General features: G+C 63.9%; 19 protein-coding genes. 8 read left to right on the forward strand and 11 right to left on the reverse strand.

Annotation, left to right across the window (positions count from 1 at the left end):
- Nucleotides 1–128: 128 nt before the first annotated feature.
- The 6 genes from BUS12_RS24405 to BUS12_RS39830 all read right to left on the reverse strand — a co-directional run bounded on the left by BUS12_RS24405 (nt 129) and on the right by BUS12_RS39830 (nt 3,138).
- On the reverse strand, nt 129–785 hold the full coding sequence (locus BUS12_RS24405) for a hypothetical protein (RefSeq protein ID WP_074300020.1): 657 nt from the start codon (nt 783–785) through the stop codon (nt 129–131).
- An 87-nt stretch (nt 786–872) separates the two neighbouring features.
- Nucleotides 873–1,097, reverse strand: a complete 225-nt coding sequence (locus BUS12_RS24410) for a hypothetical protein (protein WP_074300021.1) — start codon at nt 1,095–1,097, stop codon at nt 873–875.
- A 410-nt stretch (nt 1,098–1,507) separates the two neighbouring features.
- Nucleotides 1,508–1,957 carry a hypothetical protein gene (locus BUS12_RS24415; RefSeq protein ID WP_143788444.1) on the reverse strand — a complete coding sequence of 150 codons (450 nt, stop codon included), beginning with the start codon at nt 1,955–1,957 and terminating at the stop codon, nt 1,508–1,510.
- Nucleotides 1,935–2,399, reverse strand: a complete 465-nt coding sequence (locus BUS12_RS39135) for a helix-turn-helix domain-containing protein (RefSeq protein WP_216352734.1) — start codon at nt 2,397–2,399, stop codon at nt 1,935–1,937. The genes BUS12_RS24415 and BUS12_RS39135 overlap by 23 nt, the downstream gene beginning before the upstream one ends.
- Nucleotides 2,338–2,748 (reverse strand): hypothetical protein, encoded by a 411-nt coding sequence (locus BUS12_RS38375; RefSeq protein ID WP_074300024.1) that lies wholly within the window; start codon nt 2,746–2,748, stop codon nt 2,338–2,340. The genes BUS12_RS39135 and BUS12_RS38375 overlap by 62 nt, the downstream gene beginning before the upstream one ends.
- Nucleotides 2,749–2,985: 237 nt before the next feature.
- Nucleotides 2,986–3,138, reverse strand: a complete 153-nt coding sequence (locus BUS12_RS39830) for an ECF-type sigma factor (protein WP_143788446.1) — start codon at nt 3,136–3,138, stop codon at nt 2,986–2,988.
- Nucleotides 3,139–3,687: 549 nt separating this feature from the next.
- Here BUS12_RS39830 and BUS12_RS24430 point away from each other — a divergent pair.
- The 6 genes from BUS12_RS24430 to BUS12_RS24455 all read left to right on the forward strand — a co-directional run bounded on the left by BUS12_RS24430 (nt 3,688) and on the right by BUS12_RS24455 (nt 9,800).
- Entirely contained in the window at nt 3,688–4,737 is a 1,050-nt protein-coding gene (locus BUS12_RS24430) for a LacI family DNA-binding transcriptional regulator (RefSeq protein WP_074300025.1), read from the forward strand.
- Nucleotides 4,738–4,902: 165 nt separating this feature from the next.
- The gene (locus BUS12_RS24435; protein WP_074301681.1) at nt 4,903–5,970 is read left to right on the forward strand and encodes an ABC transporter substrate-binding protein; all 1,068 of its coding nucleotides are present in this window, start codon (nt 4,903–4,905) and stop codon (nt 5,968–5,970) included.
- The gene (locus tag BUS12_RS24440; RefSeq protein ID WP_074300026.1) at nt 5,967–6,791 is read left to right on the forward strand and encodes an ABC transporter permease; all 825 of its coding nucleotides are present in this window, start codon (nt 5,967–5,969) and stop codon (nt 6,789–6,791) included. The genes BUS12_RS24435 and BUS12_RS24440 overlap by 4 nt, the downstream gene beginning before the upstream one ends.
- A gap of 50 nt (nt 6,792–6,841) precedes the next feature.
- Complete coding sequence (locus BUS12_RS24445) at nt 6,842–7,825, forward strand: ABC transporter permease (RefSeq protein ID WP_074300027.1); 984 nt, start codon at nt 6,842–6,844, stop codon at nt 7,823–7,825.
- Entirely contained in the window at nt 7,822–8,892 is a 1,071-nt protein-coding gene (locus BUS12_RS24450) for an ABC transporter ATP-binding protein (protein ID WP_074300028.1), read from the forward strand. The genes BUS12_RS24445 and BUS12_RS24450 overlap by 4 nt, the downstream gene beginning before the upstream one ends.
- A gap of 80 nt (nt 8,893–8,972) precedes the next feature.
- Nucleotides 8,973–9,800, forward strand: coding sequence for a phosphodiesterase (locus BUS12_RS24455; RefSeq protein ID WP_074300029.1), 828 nt, complete (start codon nt 8,973–8,975; stop codon nt 9,798–9,800).
- 47 nt (nt 9,801–9,847) lie between these two features.
- On the opposite strand, the gene BUS12_RS24460 is transcribed toward BUS12_RS24455, so the two are convergent.
- Entirely contained in the window at nt 9,848–10,333 is a 486-nt protein-coding gene (locus tag BUS12_RS24460) for a DUF2569 domain-containing protein (RefSeq protein WP_074300030.1), read from the reverse strand.
- 247 nt (nt 10,334–10,580) lie between these two features.
- Here BUS12_RS24460 and BUS12_RS24465 point away from each other — a divergent pair, with 247 nt between their 5' ends.
- Nucleotides 10,581–11,786, forward strand: a complete 1,206-nt coding sequence (locus BUS12_RS24465; RefSeq protein ID WP_074300031.1) for an MFS transporter — start codon at nt 10,581–10,583, stop codon at nt 11,784–11,786.
- A 66-nt stretch (nt 11,787–11,852) separates the two neighbouring features.
- On the opposite strand, the gene BUS12_RS24470 is transcribed toward BUS12_RS24465, so the two are convergent.
- From BUS12_RS24470 to BUS12_RS24485, 4 genes are all read right to left on the reverse strand, one after another.
- A complete protein-coding gene (locus BUS12_RS24470) occupies nt 11,853–12,290 on the reverse strand; it encodes a response regulator (RefSeq protein WP_074300032.1) in 438 nt (145 codons plus the stop codon).
- Nucleotides 12,291–12,307: 17 nt separating this feature from the next.
- The gene (locus BUS12_RS24475) at nt 12,308–12,940 is read right to left on the reverse strand and encodes a response regulator (protein ID WP_074300033.1); all 633 of its coding nucleotides are present in this window, start codon (nt 12,938–12,940) and stop codon (nt 12,308–12,310) included.
- A gap of 103 nt (nt 12,941–13,043) precedes the next feature.
- Nucleotides 13,044–13,601: a ferritin-like domain-containing protein gene (locus BUS12_RS24480; RefSeq protein WP_074300034.1), complete on the reverse strand. Its 558-nt coding sequence runs from the start codon at nt 13,599–13,601 to the stop codon at nt 13,044–13,046.
- A gap of 84 nt (nt 13,602–13,685) precedes the next feature.
- The gene (locus BUS12_RS24485; protein WP_006052455.1) at nt 13,686–13,847 is read right to left on the reverse strand and encodes a DUF1328 domain-containing protein; all 162 of its coding nucleotides are present in this window, start codon (nt 13,845–13,847) and stop codon (nt 13,686–13,688) included.
- 140 nt (nt 13,848–13,987) lie between these two features.
- Between BUS12_RS24485 and BUS12_RS24490 the strand changes: the two genes are divergently transcribed.
- Nucleotides 13,988–15,523, forward strand: a complete 1,536-nt coding sequence (locus tag BUS12_RS24490; protein WP_083640733.1) for a sensor histidine kinase — start codon at nt 13,988–13,990, stop codon at nt 15,521–15,523.
- Nucleotides 15,524–15,599 lie beyond the last annotated feature (76 nt).

Consider the following 15,599-nt stretch of genomic DNA (forward strand, 5'->3'; position numbering starts at 1 on the left):
CGTGATCGGCACACGTGCGCTGATGGATATCGGCACGCTCGAACGGCCCTAAAAGCGGAGGTGCAAGTCACTCGAGTTGCGGCTGTTGCTGCCGACATCCTGGCTCGCTACGAGGCTAAGCGCCTTTGTCACGGTTCAAGCGAATTTGCGATGTTCTCTTCGCAATCCGCCCAGTACCGCAGCGGATCGCGATGCTGTGGATAGCGTGCGTCAAGCCACGCCGACAGTCTGGTCCAATCGGGATGATTAGTACCAGACTGCGCTGACCAGGTCGACGACCGCTCAAGGATCTGGCCGCTCTCTCGATCACGGACAAGCAAACTGCCGAGACCATTCGAACTGTTCGCCTGGGACTCCACCAGATACCGCGGCAGAATCCTGAGTTCAGCATCCTCGGCCCACCCGTATAAGGCGCGGACCACGCCGCTCGGATCTCGCAGCTCGATGGGTCCGCTTTCGGGGCGAACGGCTGCCCAGCCCTCGGGAAATTCGGTGACGACCTCGTTCTTGCCTTCCCTCACCCACTTCACCCGCCACGCCCGTTGCATCGCGTCGCGCAGACGAGACATCGATTCATAGCCGCGCGGCAGCTCGATCGCCATAGGCAATGTAACCAGGTTGTCTTTCCAGAGTTTCGATTCTTCGTCGATGCGTTCGACCTTTTCGAACACACCCTCTTCGAACGGATTCGCCGCCCGGTTCGTCGATCTAACGCTCGCTTGAGGCAGGCCTTCGAAAAGGCGCTCGGCATCCTGGCGGGTGCGTTTAGGTTTTCCATTTTTCATCGGTTTTTACGCTTCTAGTTTCATCGTGCGCCTAGCGTCTGTTACTGGCTTGCGCGGGGGTAATGGGGCAGCTCATGCCAGAACCGATTAGAACAGCGGGAATGGCCTGATCTCGTAAGCGGACATGAGCTTTAGACGGACGTCCACCGCGACTCGCTTCGTGCCCACTCCGTGATATTCAATCTCGTAACTTCCGTTCGGAAGACTCGCGCCAAGAGAGAGCCGCATGCCTGGCTGGAAATGCTGGTGCGCCTCAATTTCCGAGTTTGCGAGCTCTATGAAGCGTTCTGGAAGAATCAATTCCTTCGCCATGGCTTACCCCCGTCTACGTTTCCTGTAAGGGATCGTAGCATGGCGAACTATCGAATGATGCGGCCGAGCAAAGGACACAAAGGATCTGTGTATCCCATGTGAAATTGACACGCGTCTGACCATCGTTGACACTCGGCGCCGACCGCTCGGGTTACCATCGTCGAAAATTGCAATTGGTGTCCAGATGAAGTACCCCTACGATTTCATTCTTGCGGCGGCCTTCTTCTTGGGCGCACTATTCTGCATTGTTACGCTAGCCGCTGGATAGCGCTGCGCGAGCCGCCATTTCTTCCGCCGGACACCGGTCGCCGACAATGCGGGCATGCTGGACGTGTGTGCGGAGCGTCTGTTGCAGCATCAATGAAAAGCCCCGCTCGGGGCGGGGCTGCGTAGTTTGATAGTTTGGGTGCTCAACCGGCAGGAGACGGTATCCCCTTCTCGACCACCAAAGAAGGGCCTGGAACAATATCCTGATCGTCGAAGATTGCACGCACCTGAAATTTGGTTCTATCGGCAAATTCAACGTTCTCAAAGATAAACGGCACCATGACGGCGAGAAACTCCTCTGGCTTGCCTTCCCAACTACTTGCCGGCGGATCGATGTGAGCTTCGCTGAAAAGCGCGCCGTCGCGATATACACCCAAGCGGACCCTCTTATAGGGCATTGTTTTAGGACTAAACGGTTGAAGAACAATGCACAGACGCAGCACTCGCGATGGAAAATCCGGCACGATCATGTTTTGCTGGTAAATGCCGATCAGCGACATCTTATTGTGCAACTCAAGACGCACATCGTCGCAATACGTGACAGCTAGATGGCGCACCATGTCGGTAGGTTTAGGCGTGCTCTGCATCATCATCGCTCACCGAATCCAAAATTTCATCCCCAGATACGCCCAGTGCTTCGCGTAGCTTCCTGATTGTCTTGGCGCCAGCGTTTGCGATCGCGCCAGCTTCCAATCGCGCTATCTGTGGCTGCAAAATTCCGGTCTTTTCTGCAAGCTGCGTCTGCGACAGCCCCGCAGCAAGTCGCATTGCGGCAAGCGATCGCTGACCGCCTTTGGCCTCAACGATCTTCTCAGCTAACCTTCCGCGTGCTCGTTGGAGCGCTGCTAATTTCCGCGGATCCGCCTCGTATTTCGCTGTCAGATCAGCGAGTGGGCGCCCATCGCCTCGATGCGCTGGCAACCGAGGTGACGGCACGAAAACAAATTGGAGAATCGACGCCCCGGAGCTTGGGCTACTTGGCTCGATAAAACCCAAGGGCGTCGTAGTCTCCAACGCATCTTCGGACTTTCTCATGAGCTGTGTCATATGAATGTTCTCGCGGCAGAATCGCCAGGATGTGGGTGCAGTCGGTGCGGCCATCGTAGGCGTGAAGCACTCGGTATGGGATGAGTGCCCCGTCAAAATCCCACATTTTCAGTCGATAGATTGTGTAGCCGTCGTTCCAAAGTTCAATGAACCGCTCGTTGTCGAACGCGGGGTCTTCTCGGCGCGCCACTCGATCGCGGCACAGCAGTTCGATCAACTGCTCGTTGCCATATATTTCGTCAAGTAACACGTTGATGGTCGCAGCCGCTTCCTCATCAACCTCATAGAGTTCATCAAGGTCTGCCTCAGCAGAAGGTTGGACGATCAGTCTCGGCATTATAACGCAGATGTTATAAAATGGTCGACGGGCGACTGTAAAAAATTCAAGGGTTCGTTCGGAGCCCGTACGGTGCATCCGGCCATCGCCAGCAGAAAATGAAGCCTTCGCTTGCCGCTCTCTCAACAGGGATTCGAAGATTGGTCGAACCTCCTTCCAGGGATCGAAACGCCGCGTGCGGGGGGCACCCTCAGGCGGCTACCGCAGACCCTTGAATGGGGTGTGCTCCATCCAGTGTCATTCCTCTCGGGTCACGGCGAACACGTTGCGGATCAGGTTGATCTCACGATTGACCGATGACGAACTCGCTGCCAGCGCTTCCGTTCCTTCCGCTTTTGTGTAGCCGGAAAGGCACCTAAGGTTAACCAAGATTGCCCAATTCAAGCGCAAGGCTTTGAATCAGCTGAATTGTTGGCATATCCTGGGAAACGTTGGGAGAACTTCTGGTGCCGGGGACCGGACTTGAACCGGCAAGCTGTTAAGCGGCGGATTTTCGTCACACCACGTCTTTCGACGCCGACGATACCGGGCGGCATCCTCGTTCGTGCGCTGGACTATGCCTTCGCCATCGCGGCTGCTGCGCTGCAAAACCGCCAGCCCACGCCACCTTAGGCGCCCCCCGTCTAGTCTCTACACCTTCCGCACCCTCGCATGCTTGCGACGGCCGGCTTGGCTCGGCGTTGCCTCGATTCCGCTCGTGGCGCAAAACCAGGGGTTTCACCGAATTTGAGGGGTTCTGCACCGGCCGTTTCCGGTCGGGCACTCAATAGTTTAAGTCCGCTATGTTTACCAATTTCATCACCCCGGCAGGGCGGACGCGATTCTACCATTGCGTCGCGGCGGCACCAAACCCGCCCGCGCCGAGTCATCGCGCAGTCACAAAGCATCCCGATAATTCACTCGACGAAAACGTTTACAACCCGAGTGAAAACGACAGCGATGACACCCACCATCAAGGATGTCGCGGCACACGCAGGCTTCTCGATTGCCACGGTTTCGCGCGCGATCAACGCGCCCCACACCGTGAACCCCGTCACCCTCGAAAAGGTGCGCCAGTCGATCGACGCCCTCAACTTTCGCCCGAGCCCGCTCGGCCGCCAGCTACGCGGCGAGCGCACCCGCCTGATCGGTGTGATCCTGCCCACCATCGCCAATCCGGTGTTCGCGGAGTGCCTGCAAGGCATCGACGAACTGGCCGCCGCGCACGGCTACCGTCTGATGCTGATGACCACCCAGTACGACGCCGAGCGCGAACGCCACGCCATCGAGACGCTGCGCGAACAGCGCGTCGAAGGCCTGATCCTCACGGTCGCCGACGCCGACACTCACCCGCTGCTCGACGACCTCGACCGCGCCGGCCTCCTCTACGTGCTGATGCACAACGACACGGTGCGCCGCCCGTCGGTCTCGGTCGACAACCGCCTCGCCGCCCACGACGGCGTGCGCATGCTGATCGCCCACGGCCATCGCCGCATCCTGATGCTGGCGGGCACGCTCGCCGCCTCCGACCGCGCGCGCCTGCGCCATCTCGGCTACGCCCAGGCCATGCAGCAGGCGGGGCTCACGCCCGCCCCGGCGCTTGAAATCGATTTCAATGCCGATGAGCTCGCCCCCTCCGTGCTCGCGCATCTGACCAACGGCCCGAACCGCCCCACCGCGCTCTTCTGCAGCAACGATCTGCTGGCGATGGTAGTGATGCGCGGCCTGCGTCGCGCGCGTCTGCAGATCCCCACGGACATGTCGATCCTCGGCTTCGACGGTCTCGCCATGGGCGAGTTGCTACAGCCGCCGCTCGCCAGCATCTGCGCGCCGAATCGCGAGATCGGCTGCGCGGCGTGGAAGCGGCTGATGGCGCGCATCGACGGCACCTATACGGATGCCTCGCTCGCGCTCACGCTGCCGCACGCGCTGCGCGAAGGCGCGACGATCGCCGCGATCTCGAACACCAGCGAAGCGCCGCGCATCCGCTCGATGCAGCCGCTCGTGTAAGCACGGACGTCGCCAGCATGCCGCGTCCAGGATAACCGCGCGGCGGGCCGCCTCGCGCGTCCCGCCGCATCACGCCCGTATTACGCATTGCCTCTCGCACCTTTCCTTCCAAGGAGACCCGCTGTGACTCGCCGTTCCACCTGCTTTGGTCCGCTCTTGCGTACCTTGACCGCCACGTTCAAACGCACGGGCGCCAACCTGCTGTCGGCTTCGGCGCTCGCCGCCACCGCCTTCGCCACCGTGGCGGCCGTAACCGCCGTGACGAGCCTCGTTGCGCCGAACGCCGCCTACGCCGACGAAACCGCGATCTGCTACAACTGCCCGCCCGAATGGGCCGACTGGGCGAGCCAGATCAAGGCGATCCAGGCGAAGACCGGCATCCGCGTACCGTTCGACAACAAGAACTCCGGCCAGGCGATTGCGCAGATGATGGCCGAGCAGAAAAGCCCGGTGGCGGACGTCGTGTATCTGGGCGTGTCGTCGGCCTTCCAGGCGAAAGACAAGGGCGTGATCCAGCCGTACAAGCCAGCTCACTGGGACGACATCCCCGCCAACCTGAAGGACCCGCAAGGCTACTGGTTCGCGATCCATTCGGGCACGCTGGGCTTTTTCGTCAACAAGGATGCGCTCGAAGGCAAGCCGGTGCCGCGTTCGTGGGCCGACCTGCTCAAGCCTGAGTACAAAGGCATGATCGGCTACCTCGATCCGTCGAGCGCGTTCGTCGGTTATGCGGGCGCCGTGGCGGTCAACCAGGCGCTCGGCGGCAGCTTCGACAACTTCCAGCCGGGTCTCGACTGGTTCCGCAAGCTCAAGGCCAACGCCCCGATCGTGCCGAAGCAGACCGCCTACGCTCGCGTGCTCTCCGGTGAGATTCCCATCCTGCTCGACTACGACTTCGACGCCTACCGCGCCAAGTACAAGGATCAGGCCAACGTCGAATTCGTGATTCCGCAGGAAGGCACGATCTCAGTGCCGTACGTGATGAGCCTCGTCAAGGGTGCGCCGCATGAAGCGAACGGCAAGAAGGTGCTCGACTTCGTGCTGTCGGACGAAGGCCAGAAGCTGTGGGCCAACGCGTATCTGCGTCCGGTGCGCGCCAACGCCATGAGCCCGGAAGCCGCCGCCAGATTCCTGCCGGCGAGCGACTACGCCCGTGCCAAGGCCGTCGATTTCGGCAAGATGGCCGAGAAGCAGCAAAGCTTCGGCGAACAGTATCTTCAGGTGATGCATTGAACGACGTCACGTTCCCGCTGCGCTGGCGCATCGCCTTGATCGCGCCGGCGCTCGCGGTTTTCATCGCCTTCTGGCTGCTGCCGATGGTCGCGCTCGCGCAGTTGAGCGGCAACGGCCACGCGTTCGACACCTACCGCGCGATGCTCACCAACGCGCGCTACATGACGAGCCTCGGCGCAACCGTCCTGCTGTCCGCGGCCATCACGGCGACCACGCTGGTGCTATCGGTGATCTCGGGCCTGCTGCTCGCGCGGCGCGAGTTTCCCGGCAAGCGCACCTTGCTCGCACTGCTAACCTTTCCGCTGGCGTTTCCCGGTGTGGTGGTGGGCTTCATGGTCATCATGCTGGCCGGGCGCCAGGGCTTGATCGGCGCGTTGTCGCTGAAACTGACCGGCGACCGCTGGGTCTTCGCCTATTCGATGAGCGGGCTCTTTCTCGGCTATCTGTACTTCTCGATTCCGCGCGTGATCGTCACGGTGATGGCGTCGGCGACCAAGCTCGACGCGTCGCTGGAAGAAGCGGCCCGTTCGCTCGGCGCCTCGCCGTGGCAGATCATGCGCGACATCGTGCTGCCCGCGCTCTCGCCGGGCCTGATTGCGGCGGGCGCGGTGTGCTTCGCCACCGCGATGGGTGCGTTCGGCACCGCCTTCACGCTCGCCACCGATATCGACGTGCTGCCCATGACCATCTACACCGAGTTCACGCTCAACGCGAACATGGTGACGGCCGCGGGTCTGTCCATCGTGCTCGGCCTCGTGACCTGGCTCGTACTGGCGTTGGCGCGCAGCGTCACCGGCTCGGCGGTCGCAGCGAGTGCCTGAATCCCCGACGCGCGCCATCCGATCAAAGACCTGCGAATGAAGATCCATTCATGAACTCCGTGACCCACACCGCCCAGCCGCCGGCCCCGCCGCCCTCCGCACCCGTTGCCCAGCGCCGCGCCCTGCCCCGCCTGTCGTCGCGCACGCTGCTCGCCGCCGGTCAGTGGCTCGTCACGCTGCTGCTGTGCGCGTTTCTGATCGTGCCGGTCGTGATGTCGATCATGGCCGGCCTCACCGTCAACTACTTCAAGGGCGTCTCGAGCGGGCTCACGCTGCGCTGGCTCATCGAAGTGTGGACGCAGTATCACACCTCGGTGTTCCTCTCGCTCGAAGTGGCGGCGGCCACGCTTGCCATCACGCTCCTGACCGGCGTGCCGGCCGGCTACGTGCTCGCGCGCAGCAAGACGCGCCTGTCTCGCCTCATCGAAGAATTGCTGGTGCTGCCCATCGCGCTGCCCGGTCTCGCCTCCGCGCTCGCGCTGCTGGTGGTCTACGGCGGCATCACCATGTTCCGCATGAGCGTCTGGTTCATCGTGGTCGGCCACGTGGTGTTCACGCTGCCCTTCATGGTGCGCGCGGTCGCCGCCGTGTGTGCGAGCGCCGATCTGCGCACGCTCGAAGAAGGCGCGGCCAGCCTCGGCGCGAGCTTCCTGCAGCGCTTCGTGACCATCGTGCTGCCGAACGTGCGGCCCGGCATCGTGGCGGGCGCGCTGGCGGTGCTGACGCTGTCCATCGGCGAATTCAACCTCACGTGGATGCTGCACACGCCCAATACCAAGACCTTGCCGGTGGGCCTCGCCGATACCTATGCCTCGCTGCGCATCGAGATCGGCAGCGCGTACACGATTCTGTTTTTCATCATGACCATGCCGTTGCTGGTGGCGATGCAATGGCTCGGCGTCGATGCCACCGGCCGGCGCAACGCGTCGGCCAAACGCCTCGCATCACGCCGCCTGTCGCGTACGACACGTCCATCCGATGCATCGCATCCGGCAGTCCCGTCCGATTCAACCCGCTCCAACGACACGCCATGAAACTCGCTCCCGTTCCCATCACGCTCACGCAATGCGCCAAGACGTTTCGCGGCACGCGCGTGCTCGAGCCGCTGGACCTGCGGATCGGCGCCGGCGAAACGCTGGTGCTGCTCGGACCGTCCGGCTGCGGCAAGACCACCACGCTGCGCATGATCGCCGGCCTCGAAACGCCCGATGCGGGCGGCCGGATTGCCTTCGGCGATGAAGACGTCACCGCGCTGCCGATCGAGCGGCGTCAGGTGGGCATGGTGTTCCAGAGCTATGCGCTGTTTCCGAACCTGACGGTGCGCGGCAACATCGGCTATGGGCTGAAAATCAAACGCGTGGCGGCGGAGATTGCACGCCAACGCGTCGACGAACTGCTCGCGATGATGCGCCTCACCGCCCACGCCGACAAACCGATCGACCAGCTCTCCGGCGGCCAGCGTCAGCGGGTCGCATTGGCGCGGGCGCTGGCGATGCAGCCGCGCGTGCTGCTGCTCGACGAGCCGCTCACCGCGCTCGACGCCCGCCTGCGCGACGCCTTGCGCAGCGAAATGAACACACTGCTGCGCGAACTCGGCATCACCACCGTCTACGTCACGCACGACCAGGCCGAAGCGATGGAACTCGGCGACCGCATCGTCGTGATGAGCGCCGGGCGCATCGAGCAGATCGGCACGCCGCGCGACATCTACTACCGTCCGGCGAACCGGGCGGTCGCGCAGTTCGTCGGCACGATCAATCGTCTCGCCGGCGAGCGGCGCGACGGCGTGCTGGCCACCACCGGCGGCGCCGTCCCGCTGCCTTCGCGAACAGCAGGATCGACCGGCGCGACAAACGCAACAGTTGCGGAGCACAACGAACTGTTTTTCCGGCCCGAAGACGCCTACCTCGCCGATCCGGCCAACGCCCAGTTGCGCGGCACGATCGAAGCCGCAGCGTTTCTCGGCGAGCGCACGCGGTTGACCATCGGCGGCGCGGCGCCCGACGCGCTGATCGTCGACGTCGCCGGCCGGGTCGAACTCGCGCGCGGCACGCCGGTGGGCATTTCGATCGCCCCGGAAGCGTTGATTGCGCTATCGTGAGCGTGTCGAGCCCGCCGCCCTTCTCTGTCAATTCCTGCGAATTCCCTCGAATTCCCGCGCATCCATAAGGACATGTCCCCATGTTGCTAGCCCAGATCAGCGACCTGCATATCAAACGGCCCGGCGCGCTCGCTTACCAGCGGGTCGATACGGGCGCCGCGCTCGCGCATTGCGTCGCGGCGCTCAATGCGCTCGAGCCGCGTCCCGACGTCGTGATCATGACCGGCGATCTCGTCGATCAAGGCGACCCGGAGCAATACGCACACCTCAAGACGCTGCTCGCGCCGCTCGAGATTCCGTACTACCTGCTGGTCGGCAATCACGACGACCGCACGGCCCTGCGCGAGGCGTTCAGCGACCGGCCCGAGTTGCGCACCGGCGGCGACTTCGTACACTACGCAGTGGATGTCGGCCCGCTGCGCCTGATCGCGCTCGACTCGATCGTGCCGGGCCAAAGCGCCGGCAATCTCTGCGACGCACGTCTTGCCTGGCTCGAAACACAACTCGACGCCGCACGAGACCAGCCTGTGATCGTCGCCTTGCATCATCCGCCGTTCAAGTGCGGCATCGGACATATGGACGACCTGCGTCTCGACCCGCATGCAGCCGAACGGCTGGCGGCGTTGATCGCGCGCCATCCGAACGTCGAGCGGGTGATCTGCGGTCATGTGCACCGGCCTATGTTCGTGCGCTTCGGCGGGACGATTGCCTCGGCGGTGCCGGCGCCCGCGCATCAGGTGGCGCTCGATCTGCGCGAGGATGCGCCGTCCGCGTTCACGCTGGAGCCGCCCGCCTTCGCCCTGCACTGGTACGACGCCGCGAGCGGCCTCGTGACGCATCATGCGTATGTGGACGGCGCCGACGGCCCGTATCCGTTCTACGACGAGGAAGGCGCGTTGATCGACTGAGGGCGAAGCAGAGAAAGCGTGACCGCGTGCGTTGCCGCCAGCGGGTGTCAGCGCGAGAGAAAGGTGTGACGCACGCGCCGCGATTGCCTGAAATAAGGAATCGCGAGCGCCGCGGCGGCGAGCGCTTCAAGAAGGCCGTCGAATGGAACGGCGATGTCGATCCCGATCGCGTGGGTCATGTGGTCGCCCAGCAGAAAGGCGATAGTGCGCATCACGACGATGGCGAGCAGCCACGCCTGCACGTGGACCGGAAAGCGCGCCGATCTGCGCCATGCGAGCATCAGCAGCCACCCCGCACCGGCGACGACGAACGCGCCGATGGCGACATCCATGCCGACCATCGCCAGCACCGTCCGATACCAGCCATGCGTGTCGGGCCGCACGAACACCGCGAACAGTTCCCATTCGAGCATCATCTTGAGCGGATCGCGCATCTCGACGGCCGTGGCGATCACCAGCGCCGCGAGTCCGAGCAGAGCCAGCAGCAGCCCGCCGCCGAAGCCCTTTGGTTCAAGTCCCGCTGCTGTATCCATGATGTTCCGTGTCCAGAATCGTCGATCGCCCCGGAGCGGGGCTGCGCGATTTTACGGACCCAAGGCGAACGACCATCTCATTTTTTGACGCGGCGGCACGCATCGCCCCAGGCGCCGCCCTCGCCGCGAGCCGCGAGCCTGAAGCCGCCGGCACACCGGCACCCCCTCAGCACGATTCGCCATGCTCCGGTATCATCGGCTCGCTTGGAGACCGTCCATTCAGGCGGTCCCTCAAACGACCGCGCTCATGTCCACTTCCGATTCCGCCTCCCCCGCCGCCTCCGAACGCTCACTGCGCGGACTGCTGCTTCTGCTCGCCACCATCGCGGGCGTCTCCGTCGCGAACATCTACTACAACCAGCCGCTGCTCGACAACTTCCGGGCGTCGTTCCCGCAGAGCGCCTCGTGGATCGGCGCAGTGCCGGCCGTCACGCAGCTCGGCTACGCCGCCGGCATGCTGCTGCTCGCGCCGCTCGGCGACCGTTTCGACCGGCGCGGGCTGATCCTGCTGCAGATCGCCGGCCTCTGCGTCGCGCTGGTGGTCGCCGCGATGGCGCCGAGCCTCACGGTCCTGATCGGCGCGAGTCTCGCCATCGGCATCCTCGCCACCATCGCGCAACAGGCCGTGCCGTTCGCCGCCGAACTCGCGCCGCCATCGGGCCGTGGCCATGCGGTCGGCACGGTGATGAGCGGGCTGCTGCTGGGGATTCTGCTGGCGCGGACCGCCGCAGGCTTCGTCGCCGAGTATTTCGGCTGGCGCGCGGTGTTCGGCGCTTCGGTCGTCGCGCTGCTGGTGCTGGCCGTCGTCATCTGGCTGCGCCTGCCCAAAAGCCAGCCGACCTCGACACTGCCCTACGGCAAGCTGCTCGCCTCGATGTGGCATCTGATCCTCGAACACCGCGGCTTGCGCGAAGCCTCGCTCACCGGTGCCTGCCTGTTCGCCGGCTTCAGCATTTTCTGGTCGGTGCTGGCGCTGCTGCTGGCGGGCGCGCCGTTCCATCTCGGGCCGCAGGCCACGGGGCTATTCGGTATCGTCGGCGCTGCGGGCGCGCTGGCCGCGCCGCTCGCCGGCAAGTTCTCCGACCGTCGCGGACCGCGCGACATCATCACCGTGGCAATCGCGCTGGTCGCCGTGTCGTTCGTTGTGTTCGGCGTATCGACCACGAGCATCGCCGGGCTGGTGGTGGGCGTGATCATCCTCGACATTGGCGTGCAAGCCGCACAGATCTCCAACCAGTCGCGCATCTACGCGCTCTCGCCGCACGCGCGCAGCCGCGTGAATACGGTGTACATGGTGACGTATTTCATCGGCGGCGCGGCGGGTTCGGCCGTCGGCGCGATCGTCTGGCCGCTGTTCGGGTGGGTGGGTGTGAGCATCGCCGGGCTGGCGTTCGTGGGGCTTGGCGCATGGAACCATCTGCGCAGTCCGGCACAGCCGGTGGCGAACGCCTGAGGGAATCGCATGCTGCAAAGCGCGTGCTGCAGATAAGCCGCGCCGTGAGGCACCCCATCCGGCGCCTCACGCCCGCGGCGGTTGTCCCTGGCTGCGTGCGTATGCGTAGTCGTGCAACGCGTCGATGACGCGATCGAATTCGAACGACTTGTCGTAGAAATGACGCACGCCGTATTGCTCGCAACGTTCGCGATAGGCCGGCAGCGCATGATTGGTCAACACGGCGGCGAAGGTGCGTTCGATCAGCCCTTCGCGCTGCAGGTACGCCAGCACCGGCACGCCGGAGCCGTGCTTGAGTTGCAGGTCGACGATCACCGCGTCGAAGGTCTCGTCCGTCAGCAGCGCGATCGCCTCGTCCGACGAATCGGCATACGCGGCGACGTGCAATACCCCGGACGCGTCGATCGCTTCGACGAGACTGCGGCGGATCAACGCCGAATCCTCGATCAGCAGCACCCGCAAAGGCGGCTGACCGGCGTTGGAAAGAGAAGTCGAATCGCTCATTGCATTGGTCCGCACGCTTATTCGATCAAGCCGTTCTTGATCGCGTAGTACGTCAGATCCGCATTATTGCCCAGACGCATTTTCTCCAGCACACGCGCCCGGTAGGTACTCACCGTCTTCACCGACAAATGCAGTTCCTCCGCGATATCCGTGGGAATCTGCCCTGCCGCGAGCTTGCAGAAGATCTGGAATTCCCGCTCCGATAAGGCCTCGTGCGGACGGCCCGCCGCGGGCTTGTCGAGATTATCGGCGAGCGTGTCGGCCACCGCCTCCGACAGATAGCGATGCCCGCGCGCCACCGCGCGGATCGCCCGCACGATTTCGTCGGGCTCGCAATCCTTGTTCAGATAGCCGTTGGCGCCCGCCCTCAGCAGATTGATGGCGTACTGGCTCTCCGGATAGCCGGACAGGATCAGCACGCCCTGCTCCGGGCGCACCTGCTTGATGATACGCAAGGTGTCGATGCCGTTCTTGTCCGGCATCGCGATGTCGAGCAGCACCACGTCGAAAGCCTGCTCGCGCACGAGGCTGATGGTTGCGTCGCCGGTCGCGGCTTCCGCCGCCACGCACATATCCGGCTCGTCGGCGACGAACTGCCTGAAACCGCCTCGGACGATCGCGTGATCGTCGGCTATCAACACTCGAATCATCGGCTTCCCTTCCGTGCAGTGAAGATCGCGCTCCCAGGCAGACATTGTAATGACGTCCCGCCCCGCTGTGAGGCGGAACGTGCGTCCCGCGTGCAAGCCCCCCTCACTCGCGGCCTTCGAGCAGATCGGCCATGTCGTCGGCATGCTCTTCCTCGACCGCCAGCACATCCTCGAAAATCCGCCGCGTGGTGACGTCGTGATCGCCCAGATAGCGGATGATCTCGCGATAGGTGTCGATCGCGATCCGCTCGGCAATCAGGTTCTCGCGGATCATATCGGTCAGGTTGTTGCCTTCCTTGTACTCCGAGTGCGAGCGGGTCTTCAGGCCATCAGGCGCGAAGTCCGGCTCGCCGCCCAGTTGCACGATGCGCTCGGCAAAGCGGTCGGCGTGCTCCTGTTCCTCGGTGGCGTGCTCGGCGAACTCCGCCGCGACCGCCTCCGAGTTGATGCCCTTGGCCATGAAATGATGGCGCTTATAACGCAGCGTACAGACGATTTCCGTTGCAAGCGCATCGTTCAGCAGCTTGAGAACCGTCTGACGGTCGGCGCCGTAAGTCTGCGTGACCGGGCCATCGGACATATGCTTGCGGGCGTCTTCGCGGATTTTCTTCACATCCATCACGAAGGCATCGTGGGACTGGCTGGCTGACTTGCTAGACATGGTGTTTCTCCTTGATCCGGTAGGGGGAACTGCGCATCCCGCACGAATCGCGCCTGATGCGCCGGGTGGAGAGACAGGCGCCGTCTAGGTTCGGAACACGCCGAGCAGCAGGGTGACCACGAACACGACGAGGAAAATGTAGAACAGGATCTTGGCGATTTCAGCAGCGCCTGCCGCAATGCCGGTAAAACCGAACACGGCGGCGATGATGGCGATCACGAAGAAAACGATGGCGTAGTGAAGCACGATGGAGTCCTCCTGAAACAAAGCGTGAACTGACACAGTCATCCTAATGATCGGGACGGCGCGCCGCATTCGGGCTCAGGCCGTTTTTCATGTGGGAATCCGCCGACATGGCATTACAGGCGCGTTACAGTCGCGCGGCCATGCCGCGTCGATCGCGCGTCGACAGCCGACCGTTCGGACGCCGCGACCGCTACACTGAGAGTTCGGCGAATCAACCAGGCATACGAAAGGTGCGAGATCCGACTGTGGCAACGAGACTCAACGAATGGATGCGTAATCGGAGCTGGGCGATTGCGATGACGGTCGCGATCGTTATCACCGTGGGCGGCCTCGTGATCCTCGAGACGGCCCGCGAGCGCATCGCCGCCGAGTATGAGAGCGCCCTCGAAGCGCGCGACGTCACGGTGCAGTTGAGCACGCTGGAAAGCCAGCTGGCGCGGCTGCGCGCCTACCAGAGCGACTTTCTTCTGACGAAGCAGACCGCCAGCGCACAGGCCTATTGCGCGAGCGCAGCCCGTTTGCGCCAGACGGCCCAGCAACTGAACCTGTACTACCAACGCCGCGAAGCGGGCAGCGCGGAGCTGGCGAGCTTCACCCAGATCATGGCGCTGATCGACGCGCGCATCGGCGCGGGTGCCGCTGCGCTGCAGCAGGCCGCGCCGCAGCCGCTCGGACTGGCCGCCTGCGGCACAGCGGGCGACGGCCGACCGGTGGACGCCGCGCTCGTCGACAGCACGCTGTCGCTGCTGCGCGATAACGAGTCGAACCGGGCGCAACATGCGCTCGACGCGAGCCGCGCCGACCAGCGCATCTCGACGCTGTGTGCCGCGGCGCTGTCGGCGCTGAATATCGTGCTGTTCATCCTGCTGTTCCGCAATCTCGGCATTCAGATCGACCGCCAGGCGCGCGTGCAGCGTCAACTGATCACCCAGCAGGAAGAACTCGACCAGCTCGTCACCGAACGCACCCGCCAGCTCGAAGCGCTCGGCTGGCACCTGCAGGCCGTCAGCGAGAACGAGAAGACCCAGCTCGCCCGCGAACTGCACGACGAACTCGGCGCCATTCTGACCGCGAGCAAGATGGATGTCGCGTGGGCCAACCGCAAACTGAAGGACAGCGAACCGGCGATCTCCGAGAAACTCGCGCGCGCACTCGCCAATCTCGATCAGGGCATCGCGCTCAAGCGCCGCATCATCGAAGACATGCGGCCCACCGTGCTGGCGAATTTCGGCCTCGTGACCGCCCTGCGCACGCTCGCCGACGAAGCTGCGCAGCGCAACAACTGGACGCTCGACCTGCAACTGCCCGCGGACGACATCCAGCTCGACGAGCAGACCGAGATTGCGCTCTTCCGCGTCGCGCAGGAATCGTTGACCAATGCGGCGAAGTACGCCCATGCGTCGCGCGTCGCGATCGGCCTGCGGGTCGAGGATACCCAGGTCGCGCTGTCGATCGCCGATAACGGCGTCGGCATCATGCCGGCGGATCTCAAGCGCACCCATACGCATGGTTTGCTCGGCATGCGCCAGCGCGTGGCGGCCCGCGGCGGGCATTTCGATATCCACCGCGGCGTGCCGGACGGCACCGATATCCACGTGGTGATGCCCTGCGTCCGATCGGCCGCGCCCTCAGCCGATGCTCCGCCGCAAACGACCCTGCGCGACCCGGCGCTGTAGGACTGCGCCGACGCGAACAACGGACCACGCCTACAACAAAATCGCAACCAAGCTGACAGCGGCGCGACGCCCCATT

Source organism: Paraburkholderia phenazinium, from assembly GCF_900142845.1.
GTDB classification, from domain to species: domain Bacteria; phylum Pseudomonadota; class Gammaproteobacteria; order Burkholderiales; family Burkholderiaceae; genus Paraburkholderia; species Paraburkholderia phenazinium_A.

Coding starts and splice junctions, on each gene's coding strand:
- BUS12_RS24405 (WP_074300020.1), bottom strand. CDS start 785: ATGAAAAATGGAAAACCTAAACGCACCCGCCAGGATGCCGAGCGCCTT.
- BUS12_RS24410 (WP_074300021.1), bottom strand. CDS start 1,097: ATGGCGAAGGAATTGATTCTTCCAGAACGCTTCATAGAGCTCGCAAAC.
- BUS12_RS24415 (WP_143788444.1), bottom strand. CDS start 1,957: ATGATGATGCAGAGCACGCCTAAACCTACCGACATGGTGCGCCATCTA.
- BUS12_RS39135 (WP_216352734.1), bottom strand. CDS start 2,399: ATGAGAAAGTCCGAAGATGCGTTGGAGACTACGACGCCCTTGGGTTTT.
- BUS12_RS38375 (WP_074300024.1), bottom strand. CDS start 2,748: ATGCCGAGACTGATCGTCCAACCTTCTGCTGAGGCAGACCTTGATGAA.
- BUS12_RS24430 (WP_074300025.1), top strand. CDS start 3,688: ATGACACCCACCATCAAGGATGTCGCGGCACACGCAGGCTTCTCGATT.
- BUS12_RS24445 (WP_074300027.1), top strand. CDS start 6,842: ATGAACTCCGTGACCCACACCGCCCAGCCGCCGGCCCCGCCGCCCTCC.
- BUS12_RS24450 (WP_074300028.1), top strand. CDS start 7,822: ATGAAACTCGCTCCCGTTCCCATCACGCTCACGCAATGCGCCAAGACG.
- BUS12_RS24455 (WP_074300029.1), top strand. CDS start 8,973: ATGTTGCTAGCCCAGATCAGCGACCTGCATATCAAACGGCCCGGCGCG.
- BUS12_RS24460 (WP_074300030.1), bottom strand. CDS start 10,333: ATGGATACAGCAGCGGGACTTGAACCAAAGGGCTTCGGCGGCGGGCTG.
- BUS12_RS24465 (WP_074300031.1), top strand. CDS start 10,581: ATGTCCACTTCCGATTCCGCCTCCCCCGCCGCCTCCGAACGCTCACTG.
- BUS12_RS24470 (WP_074300032.1), bottom strand. CDS start 12,290: ATGAGCGATTCGACTTCTCTTTCCAACGCCGGTCAGCCGCCTTTGCGG.
- BUS12_RS24475 (WP_074300033.1), bottom strand. CDS start 12,940: ATGATTCGAGTGTTGATAGCCGACGATCACGCGATCGTCCGAGGCGGT.
- BUS12_RS24480 (WP_074300034.1), bottom strand. CDS start 13,601: ATGTCTAGCAAGTCAGCCAGCCAGTCCCACGATGCCTTCGTGATGGAT.
- BUS12_RS24490 (WP_083640733.1), top strand. CDS start 13,988: ATGCCGCGTCGATCGCGCGTCGACAGCCGACCGTTCGGACGCCGCGAC.